The 15,831-nt window shown below is 71.9% G+C and carries 17 protein-coding genes; 8 read left to right on the top strand and 9 right to left on the bottom strand.

From position 1 onward, the window contains the following. Nucleotides 1–85 precede the first annotated feature (85 nt). Together Val02_RS26955 and Val02_RS26950 are read left to right on the top strand one after the other, a co-directional pair. Nucleotides 86–1,333, top strand: a complete 1,248-nt coding sequence (locus Val02_RS26955; protein WP_239153353.1) for a S1C family serine protease — start codon at nt 86–88, stop codon at nt 1,331–1,333. Nucleotides 1,334–1,349: 16 nt separating this feature from the next. After that, the gene (locus Val02_RS26950; protein WP_203902013.1) at nt 1,350–1,805 is read left to right on the top strand and encodes a twin-arginine translocase TatA/TatE family subunit; all 456 of its coding nucleotides are present in this window, start codon (nt 1,350–1,352) and stop codon (nt 1,803–1,805) included. An 83-nt stretch (nt 1,806–1,888) separates the two neighbouring features. Here Val02_RS26950 and Val02_RS26945 read toward each other — a convergent pair whose 3' ends face one another. The 3 genes from Val02_RS26945 to Val02_RS26935 are packed head-to-tail and all read right to left on the bottom strand — an operon-like array spanning nt 1,889 to nt 4,933. Continuing rightward, nucleotides 1,889–3,040 (bottom strand): Mrp/NBP35 family ATP-binding protein, encoded by a 1,152-nt coding sequence (locus Val02_RS26945; protein WP_203902012.1) that lies wholly within the window; start codon nt 3,038–3,040, stop codon nt 1,889–1,891. 35 nt (nt 3,041–3,075) lie between these two features. Further along, nucleotides 3,076–3,684 (bottom strand): DUF1003 domain-containing protein, encoded by a 609-nt coding sequence (locus tag Val02_RS26940; RefSeq protein WP_203902011.1) that lies wholly within the window; start codon nt 3,682–3,684, stop codon nt 3,076–3,078. Next, nucleotides 3,677–4,933 (bottom strand): magnesium transporter MgtE N-terminal domain-containing protein, encoded by a 1,257-nt coding sequence (locus tag Val02_RS26935; protein ID WP_203902010.1) that lies wholly within the window; start codon nt 4,931–4,933, stop codon nt 3,677–3,679. Before Val02_RS26935 ends, Val02_RS26940 begins: the two co-directional genes overlap by 8 nt. 32 nt (nt 4,934–4,965) lie before the next feature. On the opposite strand from Val02_RS26935, the gene Val02_RS26930 reads away from it, so the two are divergent. After that, nucleotides 4,966–5,817, top strand: a complete 852-nt coding sequence (locus Val02_RS26930) for a PhzF family phenazine biosynthesis protein (protein WP_203902009.1) — start codon at nt 4,966–4,968, stop codon at nt 5,815–5,817. Here Val02_RS26930 and Val02_RS26925 read toward each other — a convergent pair. Then, a complete protein-coding gene (locus Val02_RS26925) occupies nt 5,763–6,704 on the bottom strand; it encodes a DMT family transporter (RefSeq protein WP_239153352.1) in 942 nt (313 codons plus the stop codon). The genes Val02_RS26930 and Val02_RS26925 overlap by 55 nt on opposite strands. Before the next feature lie 73 nt (nt 6,705–6,777). On the opposite strand from Val02_RS26925, the gene Val02_RS26920 reads away from it, so the two are divergent. From Val02_RS26920 to Val02_RS26910, 3 genes are read left to right on the top strand one after another with little or no spacing between them, the layout of a single operon-like run. Beyond that, entirely contained in the window at nt 6,778–7,497 is a 720-nt protein-coding gene (locus tag Val02_RS26920; protein WP_203902007.1) for an HAD family hydrolase, read from the top strand. Between the two features lie 59 nt (nt 7,498–7,556). Continuing rightward, complete coding sequence (gene amrA, locus Val02_RS26915; RefSeq protein WP_203902006.1) at nt 7,557–8,129, top strand: AmmeMemoRadiSam system protein A; 573 nt, start codon at nt 7,557–7,559, stop codon at nt 8,127–8,129. A 19-nt stretch (nt 8,130–8,148) separates the two neighbouring features. Continuing rightward, the gene (locus Val02_RS26910; protein ID WP_203902005.1) at nt 8,149–8,637 is read left to right on the top strand and encodes a hypothetical protein; all 489 of its coding nucleotides are present in this window, start codon (nt 8,149–8,151) and stop codon (nt 8,635–8,637) included. A gap of 10 nt (nt 8,638–8,647) precedes the next feature. Here the strand turns inward: Val02_RS26910 and Val02_RS26905 are convergent, their stop codons facing one another. Then, entirely contained in the window at nt 8,648–9,493 is an 846-nt protein-coding gene (locus tag Val02_RS26905) for an SDR family NAD(P)-dependent oxidoreductase (RefSeq protein WP_239153351.1), read from the bottom strand. Nucleotides 9,494–9,543: 50 nt separating this feature from the next. On the opposite strand from Val02_RS26905, the gene Val02_RS26900 reads away from it, so the two are divergent. Next, nucleotides 9,544–10,500 (top strand): HpcH/HpaI aldolase/citrate lyase family protein, encoded by a 957-nt coding sequence (locus tag Val02_RS26900; protein ID WP_203902004.1) that lies wholly within the window; start codon nt 9,544–9,546, stop codon nt 10,498–10,500. On the opposite strand, the gene Val02_RS26895 is transcribed toward Val02_RS26900, so the two are convergent. After that, nucleotides 10,497–10,985, bottom strand: a complete 489-nt coding sequence (locus Val02_RS26895) for a DUF4190 domain-containing protein (protein ID WP_203902003.1) — start codon at nt 10,983–10,985, stop codon at nt 10,497–10,499. The two genes, Val02_RS26900 and Val02_RS26895, sit on opposite strands and share 4 nt — an antisense overlap. A gap of 176 nt (nt 10,986–11,161) precedes the next feature. Here Val02_RS26895 and Val02_RS26890 point away from each other — a divergent pair, with 176 nt between their 5' ends. Next, nucleotides 11,162–12,034, top strand: coding sequence for an SDR family NAD(P)-dependent oxidoreductase (locus Val02_RS26890; protein ID WP_203902002.1), 873 nt, complete (start codon nt 11,162–11,164; stop codon nt 12,032–12,034). Nucleotides 12,035–12,038: 4 nt separating this feature from the next. Here Val02_RS26890 and Val02_RS26885 read toward each other — a convergent pair whose 3' ends face one another. The 3 genes from Val02_RS26885 to Val02_RS26875 form a co-directional block, all read right to left on the bottom strand. Continuing rightward, nucleotides 12,039–12,455, bottom strand: a complete 417-nt coding sequence (locus Val02_RS26885) for a CoA-binding protein (protein ID WP_203902001.1) — start codon at nt 12,453–12,455, stop codon at nt 12,039–12,041. Then, nucleotides 12,452–13,714, bottom strand: a complete 1,263-nt coding sequence (locus Val02_RS26880; RefSeq protein WP_239153350.1) for a sensor domain-containing phosphodiesterase — start codon at nt 13,712–13,714, stop codon at nt 12,452–12,454. Before Val02_RS26880 ends, Val02_RS26885 begins: the two co-directional genes overlap by 4 nt. Nucleotides 13,715–13,788: 74 nt before the next feature. Beyond that, entirely contained in the window at nt 13,789–15,756 is a 1,968-nt protein-coding gene (locus Val02_RS26875) for an intein-containing Rv2578c family radical SAM protein (RefSeq protein WP_203901999.1), read from the bottom strand. Nucleotides 15,757–15,831 lie beyond the last annotated feature (75 nt).

Below are 15,831 nucleotides of genomic sequence, written 5' to 3'. Positions count from 1 at the left end.
ACTCGGGCCGACCCGTGCAATGCTGGACAGACCCATCCCCCGCGGGTTGGGCGGCGTGTGGTGGGCGAGCGGAGGAGTACCGATCGTGACGGACGGTTCGCCGTGGCGGCGAGGGGCCGGGCAGTCGGGTGAGGTGTGGTGGTCGGACGGCATCTCCGATCCCTGGCGAAACCCCCAGGCAGCGACCGTGGTCTACGCCCCGGTCCCGGCCGAGCCGCCCGAGTCGGCCACTCCGTTGGAACGGCCGCCCGCCGAGCCCCGCAAGGGCATCGGCCTGGTCCTGATGGTGTCCGTGATCACAGCGCTGCTGGCCGGCGCCCTGGGCGGCACGCTCGGATACGTCTTTGCGGTGCGCAGCGGCGGGGGCACGCTCGGTGGTGGTTCGGCGCTGGGCGAGGGGAGCGCCAACGGCGGCCTGGGCCAGCGCCCGCCGGACTCCATCGCGGGTGTGGTGAAGAAGGTCCTGCCCAGCGTGGTCACCATCCGGGCGCGCGTCGGCAGCAACGGCAGTCTCGGCTCCGGCTTCATCGTGTCGAACGACGGATACGTGCTCACCAACGACCACGTCGCCGGCGGGCCGGGCAGCCAGTTGAGCGTGACGTTCGCGGACGGGCGCACGGCCGATGCGAAGCTGGTCGGCACCGAGCCCGAGTCCGACGTGGCCGTCATCAAGATCGAGCAGTCAAACCTGCCGGCGGTGGAGTTCGCGGACTCGGACAGTGTGCAGGTGGGCGACCCGGTCCTGGCGATCGGCGCCCCGCTCGCGCTCAGCAACACCGTCACGTACGGCATCGTCAGCGCGCTCGACCGGCCGGTGGTCGCCGGCGAGGCCAGCAGCCCGCGCTACTACGCGGCGATCCAGACCGACGCGGCGGTCAACCAGGGCAACTCCGGTGGCCCGCTCTTCGACCTCAACGGCCGCGTCGTCGGCATCAACTCGGTGATCAAGTCGCTCGCCTCGGACGAGGAGACGGCCGGCAACGTCGGTCTCGCGTTCGCCATCCCGATCAACCAGGCCAAGCGGCAGGCGCAGGACATCATCGAACGCGGCAAGGCCCGGCGCACCGTGCTCGGCGCGACGACCGATCCCAACTACCGCAGCGCCAACGGCGGCGTGAAGATCAATTCAGTCGCTGCGGGCGGGCCGGCCGAACAGGCCGGTATGCGCGCCGGTGACGTGATCACGCGGTTCAACGACGACGCGGTGGAGGATCCGGGCGATCTGGTGGCCCTGATCCGCAAGTACGCGCCCGGGTCGGTGGTGCCGGTGACGTACCAACGCGACGGTTCGGAACAGAAGACGTCGGTGACCTTGGCCCAGGACGCGAACTAGTCCTACTCTTGGCCTCGTGCTGGACAACCTGGGTAGCTGGGAGATCATCGCGCTGATCCTGGCGGCCCTGTTCATCATCGGGCCGGAGCGGCTGCCCAAGGTGCTCTCCGACGCGATGGGACTGCTGCGCAAGGTGCGCTCGATGGCTCGTGGTGCGACCAGTGATCTCTCGCGGGAGCTCGGCACCAACATCGAGCTTGAGGACCTGCACCCGAAGACGTTCATCCGCAAGCATCTGCTCAGCGAGGCCGAGGAGGACGCCATCCGGCGCCCGTTCCAGGAGATCCTGAGCGACGTCAAGACCACGGCCGACCAGTTGGGCGTGGAGACGGAGAAGCTCGGGCTGGACAAGTTCGCGACGACCAAGCCCGATCCGGCGCCCGCCGTCGAGGCCCCGGCCGTCGACCTGGGCAAGCCCGCCGCGGCGGAGCCGGCCGCCCCGATCGCCGGCCGCTACGACGACGTCACGTAGGACCTCGCCGATCTTGCAGTTGCGGCGCCCGACTTGCGCCGTCTACGGCCGCTTCGTCGCAGCCACAACTGCAAGATCGCCGCTTAGCGGCCCGCCGGCTTGAGACCCAGCGAGCGGCCGACGATGTTCTCCTTGCGCACGGCCAGCCGGTCCGCGATCGACTCGAGCGCCGTCGCCGCACCGGACGTCGGCTCGGCGAGCACGATCGGGGTGCCGACGTCGCCGTTCTCGCGCAGGCGCGGGTCGAGCGGGATCTGGCCGAGCAGCGGCACCGTCGCCCCGATCGACCGGCTGAGCGAGTCGGCGACGGTCTGCCCACCGCCGGCGCCGAAGACCTCCATGCGGGTGCCGTCGGGCAGTTCGAGCCAGGACATGTTCTCGATGACGCCGACGACCCGCTGGTGGGTGTTCAACGCGATGGCCCCGGCGCGCTCGGCCACCTCGGCGGCGGCGGTCTGCGGGGTGGTGACGACGAGGATCTCGGCGCTCGGCAGCAGCTGCGCCAGCGAGATCGCCACATCGCCGGTACCCGGCGGCAAATCGAGCAGCAGCACGTCGACGTCGCCCCAGAACACGTCCGCCAGGAACTGCTGCAGCGCCCGGTGCAGCATCGGCCCGCGCCAGACCACGGCGGCGTTCCCCGGAGTGAACATCCCGATCGAGATCACCTTGATCCCGTGCACGGCCTGGGGCGGCATGATCATGTCTTGGACCTTGGTGGGCCCACCCTCGACGCCGAGCATGCGCGGCACCGAGTGCCCGTAGATGTCGGCGTCCACCACCCCGACGGACAGCCCGCGGGCGGCCAGGGAGGCGGCCAGGTTGACGGTGACGCTGGACTTGCCGACGCCGCCCTTTCCGCTGGCCACGGCGTACACGCGGGTCCGCGATCCGGGCTGCGCGAACGGGATCACCGGCTCCGCCCCGCCGCTTCCGCCGCGCAGCTTCGCCTGCAGCGCCTGCCGCTGATCCTGGGTCATCGCCCCGAAGTCGATCTCCACCGCGCGCACCCCGTCGACCGAGGTGGCGGCGGCGGTGATGTCGGCGCGCAGCTTGTCCTTGAGCGGGCAGCCGGAGACGGTCAGCAGGATCCCGATGCGGGCCACCCCGTCGGCACCGACGTCGACCGACTCGACCATGCCGAGGTCGGTGATGGGGCGACGGATCTCGGGGTCCTGGACGGAGGCGAGCGCCGCGCGAACGGCGTCGTTCAGCGTGGTGGCGGGAGCTGACATGTCGGCAATGCTACTGCCGGGTCGGGTGGGACCCGCTATCGGCGAGGCAGCGGCTCGTCCAGGGCGCTGTCGTCGTCGTAGCCGTCCTCGGCGGCGGTGGTGTCGAGATCGGCCTCCCGCACGACCCGCTTGACGTCCTTGCGGATCTCCTTGCGGTCGTGCTTGCTGCGCCGGTGCGCGGCGTCGTCGAGTTCCTCGGCGAGGCGGGCCAGCTCGGAGCGCAGGTAGTCCCGGGTGGCGACCTCGCCGATGGCGATCCGCAGCGCCGCGATCTCCCGGGCCAGGTACTCCGTGTCGGCCTTCTGCATGGCGGCCCGCCGGCGGTCCTCCTCCAGGGAGACGCGGTCCCGGTCGGCCTGCCTGTTCTGGGCGAGCAGGATCAGCGGCGCCGCGTAGGAGGCCTGCAGCGACAGCAACAGCGTGAGGAAGGTGAACGTGTACGGGTCGAACCGCATGCCGGCCGGCGCGAACGTGTTCCACCCGAGCCAGGCGGCGATGAACACGGTCATGTAGACGATGAAGCGCGCCGTCCCCATGAACCGGGCGATGCCCTCGGAGACGCGCCCGAACGTCTCCGGGTCGTAGCGCGGCAGGGAGATGCGCCGCGGGTCGCGGGGCTGATCCAGCCGCCGGTGGTCACTCATCAGCTGCACCGGCGTGTTCGCGGTCGCGCCAGTCGCGCGGCAGCAGGTGGTCCAGGACGTCGTCGACGGTCACCGCGCCCACGAGCCGGTCCTGGGCGTCGACGACCGGCCAGGCGACGAGGTTGTACGTGGCCATCCGCTGGGTGATCTCGGCCAGCGGCGCGGCCGGCTCCAGCGGGTCGATGTCGGAGTCGAGGATGCCGCCGAGCAGGGCGGACGGCGGTTCGCGCAGGAGCCGCTGGAAGAAGACCATCCCGAGGTAGCGGCCGGTGGGGGTGGCCATCGGCGGCCGCGCGACGAACACCTGCGCGGCGACCGCGGGGGCGAGCTGTGGTTCGCGGATGCGGGCGAGCGCCTCGGCGACCGTGTTGTCCGGTGCCATGATCACCGGCTCCGAGGTCATGACGCTGCCGGCGGTGCCCTCCGGATGGGCCAGCAGCTGCCGAACCGGCGTCGCCTCGGCCGGCTCCATCAGTTCCAGGAGCGCCTCCTGCTCCCCGGCGGGCAGCTCGGCTAGCAGGTCGGCCGCGTCGTCCGGGTTCATCTCCTCGAGAACATCCGCCGCACGCTCCGGGTTGAGCGCCGCGAGGATCCCGATCTGGTCCTGTTCGGGCAACTCCTCGAGGACGTCGGCGAGGCGTTCGTCGTCGAGCGCCGCGGCCACCTCGAAGCGCCGGCTCTCGTCGAGGTCCTGCAGCGCGTTGGCGAGGTCGGCGGGGCGCATGTCCTGGAAGAGGGCGAGCATCCCGGCGGTGCCCTGCTGATCGGCGTGGCCGCTGAGCCCGCGCACCTCGCTCCACTCGAGCTGGCGCAGGTGCCCGCGCCGGGTGAGCCGCCCGGTGTACTCGCGCACCGCCACCCGGGTCAGCGACCAGTCGCCGAGCCGGTCGGATTCCATCGCGACGTCGACCACGGTGGCGCTGGTACCCGATGCGGCGACGGTCACCCGCCGGTCGAGCAGTTCTTCGAGCACCAGCAGCTCACCGGGGCGCTTCTCGAACCGGCGCAGGTTGAGCGTGCCGGTGCCGAGCATCACCGCGTCGGCCTCGATGGCGGTGATGCGGCCGATGGGCAGGAAGATGCGGCGGCGCAGCGGCATCTCGGCGACCAGGCCGATGATGCGGGGGGCCAGGGTGCCGGTGCGTTCCCGTGCCACGGCGTCCCGCGTACGCCCGACCTGATCCCCGTTGGGGTCGAAGACGGGTATCCCGGCAATTCGGGCCACGTAGACACGAGTGGCTGTGCTCACCCCAAATACCTTAGAAGCCTAGGCTGAACACCATGAGTCGCCTGCACTATGAGATCGTCGACGTCTTCACCAGCCGGCCGTTCGCCGGCAACCAGTTGGCTGTCGTCTTCGGCGCCGACGAGTTGTCGACCGGCCAGTTGCAGGCGTTGGCGCGCGAGTTCAACTACTCGGAGACGGTCTTCGCGCTGCCGCCGACCAAGCCGGGCGCGGACTACCGGGCGCGGATCTTCACGCCGTTCGCGGAGCTGCCGTTCGCCGGGCACCCGAGCGTGGGCGTGGCGGTGACGCAGTGGCGGCGCGGGCTGGTCAAGGCCGGTGAGGTGGTGCAGGAGTGCGGCGCCGGCCTCCTGCCGGTGGTGGTGGACGAGTCCGGTTGCGCCACGCTGACCGGCGGCACGCCGACCCTGAGCCGCCCGTTCGACCCGGCTGAGCTGGCTGGTTCCGTGGGGCTCACCTCCGCCGATCTCGTGGGGACTCCGCCGCGCCGGGCCGGTTGCGGGCTGGAGTTCGACTACCTCCACGTCCGTCGCGACGCGCTCTCGCGCGCGACCCCCTCGGCCACCGCGCACGCCAGCGTTTTCGCGTGGGAACCGGCGGAGCGCACCGCGCACGCCCGGGTCTTCGCCGGCGCGTCGGGTGTCGCCGAGGATCCCGCGACCGGCTCGGCGGCCCTGGGGCTCGGCCTGTTCCTGGTGATCAACGGCCTGCTGCCGGGCGAGGGCACCTCGTCGTACACGGTGCACCAGGGGCACGACATGGGCCGCCCGTCGCGACTGGACTGCACGGTGACGGCGAGGGGCGGGGTGGCGGTCGGCGCGACGGTCTCCGGTCAGGTGGTGGCGATCGCCTCGGGCGAGATCGTGGTGCCGCCGTTCGTCGGGTGACCGTCTCCCGGACGGCTCTTGCGGGCCGACCCGAGCAGGACGATCAGCACCCCGGCCGTGAGCACGACGAGGCCGGGGAGGCTGCCCGGCTCGGGGAGCTGACCGAGCCACCACCAGGCGAGCAGCGCCGCGCCGGGCACCTCGAGCAGCATGAGCACGCTGATCGTGGTGGGCGAGACCTTGTCCAGCGTGAAGTTGATCAGCGAGTGTCCGAGCAGTTGGGCGCCGAGCGTGATGCCGATGATGGCGAGCCAGGCCGAACCGGGGTAGCCACCCAGCGGCACGCCGCCGACCAGGCAGCCGACCCCGAGGATCAGCGCGCAGGCGCCGTAGCAGACGGTCGTGTAGGTCGTGGTGGTGAGCGTGCTGCGGGCCCGTTCACCGAACGCGGCGTAGGCGGCCGCGCAGAACCCGCCGAGCAGCGCCAGCGCGTCCCCGGCCACGGCCCGCCCGGAGACGGTGAGGTCGGCACCGGTGGCGAGCACCGCTCCGGTGACGGCGACGGCGATGCCGATCCAGGTCGAACGCGGCAGCCGGTTCCCCTGGAACGTCGCGATCACGGCCGACCACACCGGCATCGTGCTGACCAGGGCGGTGGCCGTCGCGACGCTGGTCAGCCGGGTGCTGGGCAGCCAGGTGGCGAAGTGCGCGGCGAGGGCCACACCGGCCAGCAGACAGACGCCGGCGGTGCGCCGGTCGAGCGAGAGGAGCTGGGCACGTCCCCGGGTCACGGCCACCGGCGCGAGCACCGCCACGGCCATGGCGTTGCGCCAGAACGCGATCGCCAGCGCCGGCGCCAGCGCGTACGCCGTGAGCGGTGCCGACGACGAGACGGCGGTGACCGACACGGTCAGCGCGGCGATGACCGGGAATCCGAGATGACGCACGGCGCTCCATGCTGCCACCTTCCGGACGGTCGCCTGTTCGAGCAGGTAACTGGCTGGGTACGGTGCGTGGCAAATGAGTACCAAATTGGATCATCTCCAGCCGCGCGCTGTTCTGTTTGATTACTTCGGCACGCTCACCACCGCCGTGCAACGCGGCCCCGATCATCGCCGCATGGCCGTTGACCTGGGCGTGGACCCGGACGAGTGGATCGCAGCTCTGGACCGGACGTTCTACCGGCGCGCCACCGGCGCCATGGGGGAGCCGCTCGAGGTGCTGAGTGATCTCGCTCGCACCCTTGGCGGAAATCCCACCTTCCGGACCGTGTACTCGGTCTATGCCCGCCGGGTGGCGACCGTCGGGGCCGACGGCCCGCTGCGTCCCGGCGCCGTCGAGGTCCTGACCGCCCTGCGCGCCCGCCGCCTGCGCACGGCGGTCGTCAGCGACTGCTGGTACGAACTGCCGCGCCTGCTGCCCTGGCTGCCCGTGCACCCCCTCCTCGACACCAAGGTCTTCTCGGTCGAACTGGGCCGCCGCAAGCCCGACCCCGCCATGTACCTGACGGCCTGTGCCGCCCTGGACGTCTCACCCGAGGAGTGCCTGTACGTGGGGGACGGCGGCAGCACGGAGCTCACCGGTGCGGCCGCCCTGGGGATGGCCACGCTCCGGTTGGCGGCACCGGACCTGCGCGGGCACCTGACGTTCGGCCGCGACGTCACGTGGGAGGGTATCGAGATCGGCTCCCTGCCGGAGATTCTCGACGTGCTGACCCGCCGCCTGGAACCGGCGTTCTGATGCCCGGCGCTGCCCGGTTTTGCCTGGCGGCGCCCATGGGAAGGTCATACGCTCGAACGATGCAGCCCGCGCTGCAAGACGACGATGGTCGGGCCCTCGCCGAGTTGGCCGCCGAGGCCGTGGCGGCACGCCTGGAGGGCCGGCCCGATCCCGAACGCCCGGACTCCGGCCCGCTCGCGGCGCCGGGCGCGACGTTCGTGACGTTGGAGAGCCACGGGCGGCTGCGGGGCTGCGTCGGCACGATCGAGCCGGCCCGCCCGCTCTACCTCGACGTGATCCGTAACGCGCACCGCGCCATGCGGGACCCGCGGATGCCTCCGGTCACCGCCGAGGAGCGGCCGGACCTGGAGGTCAAGGTCTCGGTGCTGACCCAGGAGGGCGGGCTTCCCGCCGACACCCGCGAGCACCTGGTCGCGGCGCTGCGGCCGGGCGTCGACGGCGTTCTGATCACCGATGGGGAACGGCGTGCGACGTTCCTGCCGGCGGTGTGGAAGAAGCTCAACACGCCGGACCGGTTCGTGACGGCGCTGCTCGCCAAGGGCGGCTGGCCCGCGCAGTCCTGGCCGCACGGGCTGGTCGCCTCGCGGTACACCGCGCGGGAGTTCTCCACCACGATGCCGCGTCCGGCCTGAATCCTGGCAGGATGCGTGCATGGCGCATCCGCTGGTGACCGAGGCCGTCAAGAAGGCCGCCATCGCCTGGATCGACGGGCGCGCGGTGTGGTGCGCCTGGGTCGGCGACGCGCTGTACGTCGTGACCGGCGGCGGGGAGCAGGAGGCGCCGGCCCTGGCCGCCGGTGCCACGGTCCCGGTGACCCTGCGGGGGGACCACGGCGGCCGCATCGTGACCTGGCCCGCGGCGGTGTCCACTGTGGACCCGGCCGGCGAGGAGTGGAGCACGGTGGCGCCGCAGCTGGCCGGCAAGCGGCTCAACGCCAGCGGCGGCCCGACCGAGACGGCCGAACGCTGGGCCGCCCACTCGACCGTCTACGCCCTGCGCGAGGCGGCGCCGCCACTGGAGGCCGGCGAAACCCTGCCGCAGACCTCTCTGGCCGAGCCCCCGCGCCCGAGCGAGGCGGCCCGGGCGACGAAGCGCCCCTTCCGCCTGCACCGGGTCCGCAAGCCCCCGAAACCGAGCTGACCGGCAGGCGCTAGTGGCGCTGCCAGCCGATGCCGACCGCGGCCAGGCTGGCGTCCCACAGGCGGGCGGCGGTCGCCGGGTCGGCGGCGTGCGGGGCCGGCCGGGTCAGCGTGCGCTTGACGTAGTAGCCGCCGCGCTGCAACTCCGTCGTCGGCGCCGTCACCAGGTGCACCATCGTGTCGGCGCCCTTCTCCGGCGTCAGCAGGAACGGCTTGATGAAGAACTGCCCGGCCTTGATGAGCGTTCCGGTGCCGAAGCGCGAGGACACCACGCCCGGGTGGAAGCTCACCGGCACGATGTCCGGCCAGCGCCGCGCCGCCTCGAGGGCGAACAGGATGTTGGCCGACTTGCTCGCCCCGTAGCCCGCCCACCCCGTCTTGGCCGAGAGGTCGGCCGGGTCGATGGCGTGCTTGCTGTGCACGTCGGAGGAGGTCACCACGATGCGGCCGCCGCGCAGCTGCTCGCGCAGCAGGTTGGCCAGCAGGAACCCGCCGAGGTGGTTGACCTGTACGGTCGTCTCGTGGCCGTCCCGGGTCGTGGTCTTCTTCTTGCTCAGGCGGACGGCGCCGGCGTTGCTGACGAGCACGTGGATGCGCCGCAGCCGCTGCCGCAGTTGATCGGCCAGCAGATGAACGTCGTCGAGCCGGCTGAAGTCGGCGGTGTGTGTCAGCGGCGGGAACCCCGCCAGGACGGCCACCTCGTCGGCGGCGGCCTTGAGCCGTTCCCGGTCCCGCCCGACCAGAACGACACCGGCTCCGCGACTCGCGAGGGCCTTCGCCCCCGCCAGTCCGATCCCGGAACTCGCACCCGTAATCACGATCACCTGACCGGTGAGATCCCGCGCTGTGCCAGCCACGCACGGAGGTTACCCTCCAGGCCGATTGACCGACCGTTAAGGAGAGATCGATGCCTGCCGCCGGCCGTTCCCGCCGCTCGTGCCTGGCCGTGCCCGGCTCCAGCGTCAAAATGCTGGACAAGGCTCGGGGACTCGGCGCTGACCAGGTCTTTCTCGACCTGGAGGACGCCGTCGCGCCGCTTGCCAAGCCGGCGGCCCGCAAGAACATCGTCGCCGCGCTGAACGACGGCGACTGGGGCGGCAAGACGCGCGCCGTGCGGGTCAACGATCTGACAACCCCGTGGACGTACACGGACGTCATCGAGGTGGTCGAGGGTGCCGGTGCGCACCTCGACTGCGTCATGCTCCCCAAGGTGCAGAACGCCGCCCAGGTGCAGTGGCTCGACCTGACGCTCACGCAGCTGGAGAAGTCCCTCGGGCTGGACGTCGGCCGGATCGGTATCGAGGCGCAGATCGAGAACGCCGCCGGCCTGGTCAACGTCGACGAGATCGCCGCGGCGTCGCCCCGCATGGAGACGATCATCTTCGGCCCGGCCGACTTCATGGCCTCGATCAACATGCGTTCGCTCCAGGTCGGCGCGTTGATCCCGGACTACCCGGGCGACCCGTACCACTACATCCTCATGCGGATCCTGATGGCCGCGCGGATGCGCGACCTCCAGGCGATCGACGGCCCGTTCCTGCAGATCCGGGACGTGGACGCGTTCCGGGAGGCGGCGAAGCGCTCGGCGGCCCTGGGCTTCGACGGCAAGTGGGTGCTGCACCCGGGCCAGATCGACGCCGCCAACGAGGTGTACGCGCCGAGCCAGGCGGACTACGACCACGCCGAACTCATCCTCGACGCCTACGCGCACGCCACGTCCGAGGCGGGCGGGAAGCGCGGTGCCGTCATGCTCGGCGACGAGATGATCGACGAGGCGTCCCGCAAGATGGCGCTGGTGATCTCGGCCAAGGGCCGCGCGGCGGGCATGTCCCGCACCACGAGGTTCGAACCGCCTACCTACTAGGTGTGGTACGGGGTCGGGTCGTAGGTCGGCTCGTAGTTGGACGCCGCGTCGTACACGAACGCGATGAACGCCACGAACAGCAGCCCCATCACGAAGAGCACGTAGCCCACGATGATGCCGGCGAGGGCCAGCCCGTCCCCGGCGTCGCCGCGCTCGCGGATCTGCTTGCGGCCGACGTGCCCGAGGATCGCGCCGATGATGCCGGCCAGCCCGCAGGTGAGGAGGCTCATGATCGAGACGACCAGCGAGGCGATGGCGAGCCCGTTGTTCTTCAGCTCGGGCGCGGCCTGCGGGTAGGCCTGCGCCGGCGCGCCGTAGGCGAGGCCCGGGTCGTACGGCTGCGGTTGCTGCGGCGGATAGGCGTATCCGTAGCCGGGGTCGGCCGGTGGTCCCGAATAGCCGCCGTATCCGGGGTCGGAGTACGGCTGGTTGGCGGGCGGCCACGAGGGGTCGGACCAGCCGCCGGGCTGCTGGGGATAGGACATCGCGTGGACACTCCGCTACGGGACACGCCGACGCCTGCGGACGCCGGCCACGCCAGAGTAGCGGGTGCCCGCTCGCACAGCCGTCCGGGAAGTTCGCCGATGCCGGAACCGATGCCTGAAGGTGATTCGTCCCGTTGTCGTTGCCGGTGTGCGGTGCGCCAGGCAGGATTCTGCCTATGGTCTCCGATCCACGTAATCGCCGTCCGAACCTTCGGTCCGTTCCCACCGGCAGCGACGCGGCCGGCGGGGGTGCCGGCGAGGCGTCGCCCCTGGCCGGCGGCGATTCCTTCCCCGAACGGCTGGACGGCCGCGTCGCCCTGGTGACCGGCGCCGGCAGCCCCGACGGCATCGGCTACGCGACCGCCCGCCGCCTGAGCGCGATGGGCGCCTCGGTCGCGATCGTGTCGACCACGCGACGCATCCACGAGCGCGCCACGGAACTGGGCGTGACCGGCTTCGTCGCGGACCTGACCGTGGAGGCCGAGGTCGGTGCGCTCACCGACGCGATCACCGAGCAGCTGGGCCCGGTGGACATCCTGGTCAACAACGCCGGCCTGGCGAGCAAGGCGAGCCCGGAGGTCGTTCGGCCGGTGGCGCAGCTGACCTATGACGAGTGGCGCGCGGAGATCGACCGCAACCTGACGACGGCGTTCCTGGTGAGCCGGGCGTTCGTGGGCGGCATGACGGAGCACGGCTGGGGCCGCATCGTCAACCTCGCCGCGACGGCGGGTCCGGTCAACGCGCTGCCGGCCGAGGCGGGCTACGCGGCGGGCAAGGCCGGCGTGGTGGGTCTCACCCGCGCGCTCGCCATGGAGCTGGTGGCCGACGGCATCACGGTCAACGCGGTCGCGCCCGGCATCATCCACACCGGCGCGTCGACGCTGGTGGAGCTGAAGCAGGGCTACGGCAGCCCGATGGGCCGGCCGGGGGCGCCGGACGAGGTGGCGGCCGCGATCGCGTTCCTGTGCTCGCCGAGCGCCTCCTACATCACCGGCCAGATGCTGGTGATCGACGGCGGCAACAGCGTGCGAGAGGCGCAGTACCGGTAGCGGCTCAGGGGGCGGCGGGCGCGCTGAGGCCGTAGCGGGCGCGCACCACGGCCAGGCAGGTGTCCTCGACGTAGTCGATGCCGGCGGCCTCGGCCAGTCGCCGGCCCTCCGGGGAGAAGATCCCCAGCTGGAGCCAGACGGCCGGCGCCACCTTGGTGTCGATCACCTGCCGGACCACGTCGGTCGCCTCGCCCGAGGGCCGGAACACGTTGACGAAGTCCACCTGCTCCGGCAGGTCCGCCAGGCGCGGATAGGCCCGCTCGCCCCACAGTTCGTCGATCTCGGGGTTGACCGGGATGATGCGCCAGCCGTGCCGCTTGATCTGCAGCGGCACGGTGTGCGCCTCCTTGTACGCGTACCGGGAAGCGCCCACGACGGCGATGGTGCGAGCCTGGGCCAGGATTTCCTGAGCGGTCCTCACGTGTCCGAGGCTACTGGTCCCAGCCGGCCGAGGAGGGACCGCGCGGCGGCCAGCACCAGCGGGCGGTCGTAGGTGAGCGCGTAGTCGAAGCGCCGGTAGTCCTGCGCGCCGGTGTCGCCGATGTCGCGCGCGACCAGGGCGGCGCTGAAGTGCGGGCCGACGACGATGACGTTCCACTCGGCGTGCAGGGGGTCGCCCGCGGCCACGTCGGCGCCGCGCACCTTCGCCGCCGGTGCCGCGTCGAGGCCCGCGCCGAAGACTGCCACGAACGGCGAGCCCGAGGCCAGCCGGGTGTAGCGCCGCCGGACGCCGCCGGTGAAGTTGCCGGCGTCCTGGAAGCAGGCCAGCAGCACCGGCGGCTCGACCGGGTCCGCGACCTTGGACTCCAGGTAGCGGGTGGTCTCCATGAGCATCCGCTTGGTCGCCCTGGTCGTCGGCCGGTGTTGCGACACGATGTGGAACGGCGTGCGCCCGGCCGGCCCCTGATCGGTGACGGTCAGCAGGTCCAACTGCCGTACGGCCGGCCCGTCGCCGCGCGGCAGCGGCCCCGGCGCGCCGAACAGCCAGCCCTGCCCCAGCGTGGCGCCCATGGCTCGGGCCTGGGCGAGGTGTGCCTCCCGTTCGACGCCCTCGGCGACGATCGCGGCGCCGGTGCGCTCCGCGTGCGCGATGACGGCGTTGACCACCTGCGCGGTGGCGGGCTGCCCCGGCTCGTGCAGCAGCCGCATGTCCAACTTGACGAAGTCCGGGTGCACGAACGGCATCAGCGCCAGCGACGCGGGGTCGGCCCCGACGTCGTCGAGCGCCACGCCCCAGGCCGCATCGCGACAGCCCCGAACGGCGGCCAGCAGCGCGGCCGGGTCGTCGGCGAGGTGGCGTTCGGTCAGTTCGGTGACGACGCGCAGCCGCCCCTTGGCACGGTCCTGCACGTCGGAGAGGTCCGGCGGGCACGGCTCCCGCAGCGCGGCCGGCTCGACGTTGACGAACAGCGTCGTCTCCGGCCCCAGCCCGGCTTCCAGCGCGGCGCGGTAGGCGCTCATGCGGCAGATCCAATCCAGCTCACCGGCCCGCCCGACGGCCCGCGCCGCGGCGAACATGGTGCTCGGCCGCTGCCACGGCGTCCCCGCCGGCCCGCGGCTCAGCGCCTCGTAGCCGACGACCTCGCGGGTGTCGAGCCGCACGATCGGCTGGAACGCCGTCCAGATCGCCCGTTCGTCGATCACCTGGTGCACGTCGGTGTAGAGCCTGGGCCGATCCATGACCAGGGCACCGCCTGACGGGCGTGGGGCGAGGAGCGAGGGGCGCATGAACTCAAGTTCGGCACTGGATTCCCTCACAGCAGCGTCAACTGGGTGTCGCTCGGGAGCGGGGCGGGTGCCGGCGCGACCGGCTCGGGCTCCGGTGCCGGCGGCCGCAGCCCGTGCCGGCGCGCGGCGGCCTTGACCCTGGCGGACAGCTCCTTCTGATACGTCGCGTCGAGGTACGCCCCCGCGCGATACCGCTCCCGGTACATCGGCAGCAGGTGCGGGAACTCGCGGGACAACCAGCGCAGGTACCACTCCCGCGCGCCGGGGCGCAGGTGCAGCGGGATCGGCACCACGTTGACCGCGCCGGCCGCCACGATCCCGGCCACGGTGGCGTCGATCTCCCCGTCGGTGTCGGTGATGCCCGGCAGGATCGGCGCCATCAGCACCGACACGGCGAACCCGGCGTCGCCGAGCCGCCGCACCATGTCCAGCCGCCGCGCGGGACTCGGCGCACCCGGCTCGACCGAGCGCCACAGCTCCTCGTCCCGGAACCCGACCGAGACGGCCAGCGAGACGCGGGTGACCGAGGCGGCTTCCCGCAGCAGCGGCAGGTCGCGCAGCAGCAGGGTGCCCTTGGTCAGCACGGAGAACGGGTTGGCCCGGTCGCGCAGCGCGGCGATGATGCCGGGCATCAGCCGGTACCGCCCCTCGGCGCGTTGGTAGCAGTCGACGTTGGTGCCCATCGCGATCGACCCGCCGGTCCACTGTGGACGCGCCAGCTCCTTGCGCAGCAGGTCGGGCGCGTTGACCTTCACCACGACCTTGTCGTCGAAGTCGGCCCCGGCGTCCAGGTCCAGATAGGTGTGGGTGTTGCGGGCGAAGCAGTTGTGGCTGACGACGCCGGCGGCGATGAAGTCCCCGGTGCCGGTGGTGATGTCGTACATCGGCAGGTCGAGCCCGAGCGGCTCCACGCTGACCACCCGCAGGTCGGCGTCGCACTTGACGGCGATCCCGCTGAGGTCGCGCTTGTGCACGACGGCCGGGTCGGTGGTGTGGAAGAACCGCAGCCGGGCGGCGAGCCCGCCGAGCAGGCGCAGGTAGGTGGTGCGCCGCCCACGCCCCGAACGGTCCACCGACACCTCGAACCCGAACCGCGCGAACGCCTCCCGTGCGGCCTCGACGAGGCGTTCGCCGCTGGTGGCGATGCGCAGGTTGCCCCGGCTGCAGCTGCCGTGCGCGTCGAACATCCCCGCGAGCAACCCGGCGTGCCAGTCCGCCCCCGGTGCCTGCGGCCATGCCGCGGGACCCACGTGCACACCCGGCTCGGGATCCCGCGCACCGCTCTCGTCGTCGATCGAACGCGCCAGGTACTGCGCGGCGCGCAGCATCGCGTCGGGCTCGCCGTGGAAGTCGGCGGGATGCCGCCCGCCCGTGCCGACCAGCCCGCACAGGTAGCCGTGCCGGTAGTCCGCCGAGTCCTTGGGCGCGTCGGCGAAGTGGCCGACGCCGAGCAGCTTGCTGCCGACGGTGAGGTGCGGCCGGCGGTCGGTGCCCTGCTCGCTGCCGACGACGTGCTTCCACCCGCGCTGCGTCAGGAACCGGTGATCGGCGCTGGCGACGAGGGTGGTGCCGTCGGCGAGCCGGACCCGCCACGCGGGCTTGCGGGTCTGCCAGTGCGCGAGCACCTCCGTCACCACGTAACGGCGGTAGTAGCCGTCGCGCACGGTGCCGTAGATGCGCTCGCCCACCACGAGGTCGGCGAGCGGCTTGGTCCGCCCGTCGGCCATCAGGATCGGCGTGTCGCCGGTCAGGCAGTAGGTGCACGCGTGCGAACAGCCCCGGTACGGGTTGACCGTCCACTCGAAGTGCATGCGGGAGGAGGCGGGCACCCGGTTGATGATCGAGCGCGCTCGCACCTCGTAGAACGTCTTGCCCCGGAACTCGGGCGTGTCGAAAGTACGCACCGTCGCACCCGGGAGGGCGAGCGGCAGGGAAGTGTTCTGCCGCTCGCCATCGGTCCGGTCAGCGGAAATCAGCAACTGGTCCCAACGCACACAGACATTCGAACATACGTTCGATACGAAGTTCAACGATATGCGTGGGGCCAACTTTGCGTGTCGGTGCGATTA

The sequence above is a fragment of the Virgisporangium aliadipatigenens genome, assembly GCF_016863615.1.
GTDB classification, from domain to species: Bacteria; Actinomycetota; Actinomycetes; order Mycobacteriales; family Micromonosporaceae; genus Virgisporangium; species Virgisporangium aliadipatigenens.
The sequence above is the reverse complement of the archived record's forward strand: the minus strand, read 5'-3'. Positions and strand labels throughout refer to the sequence as shown.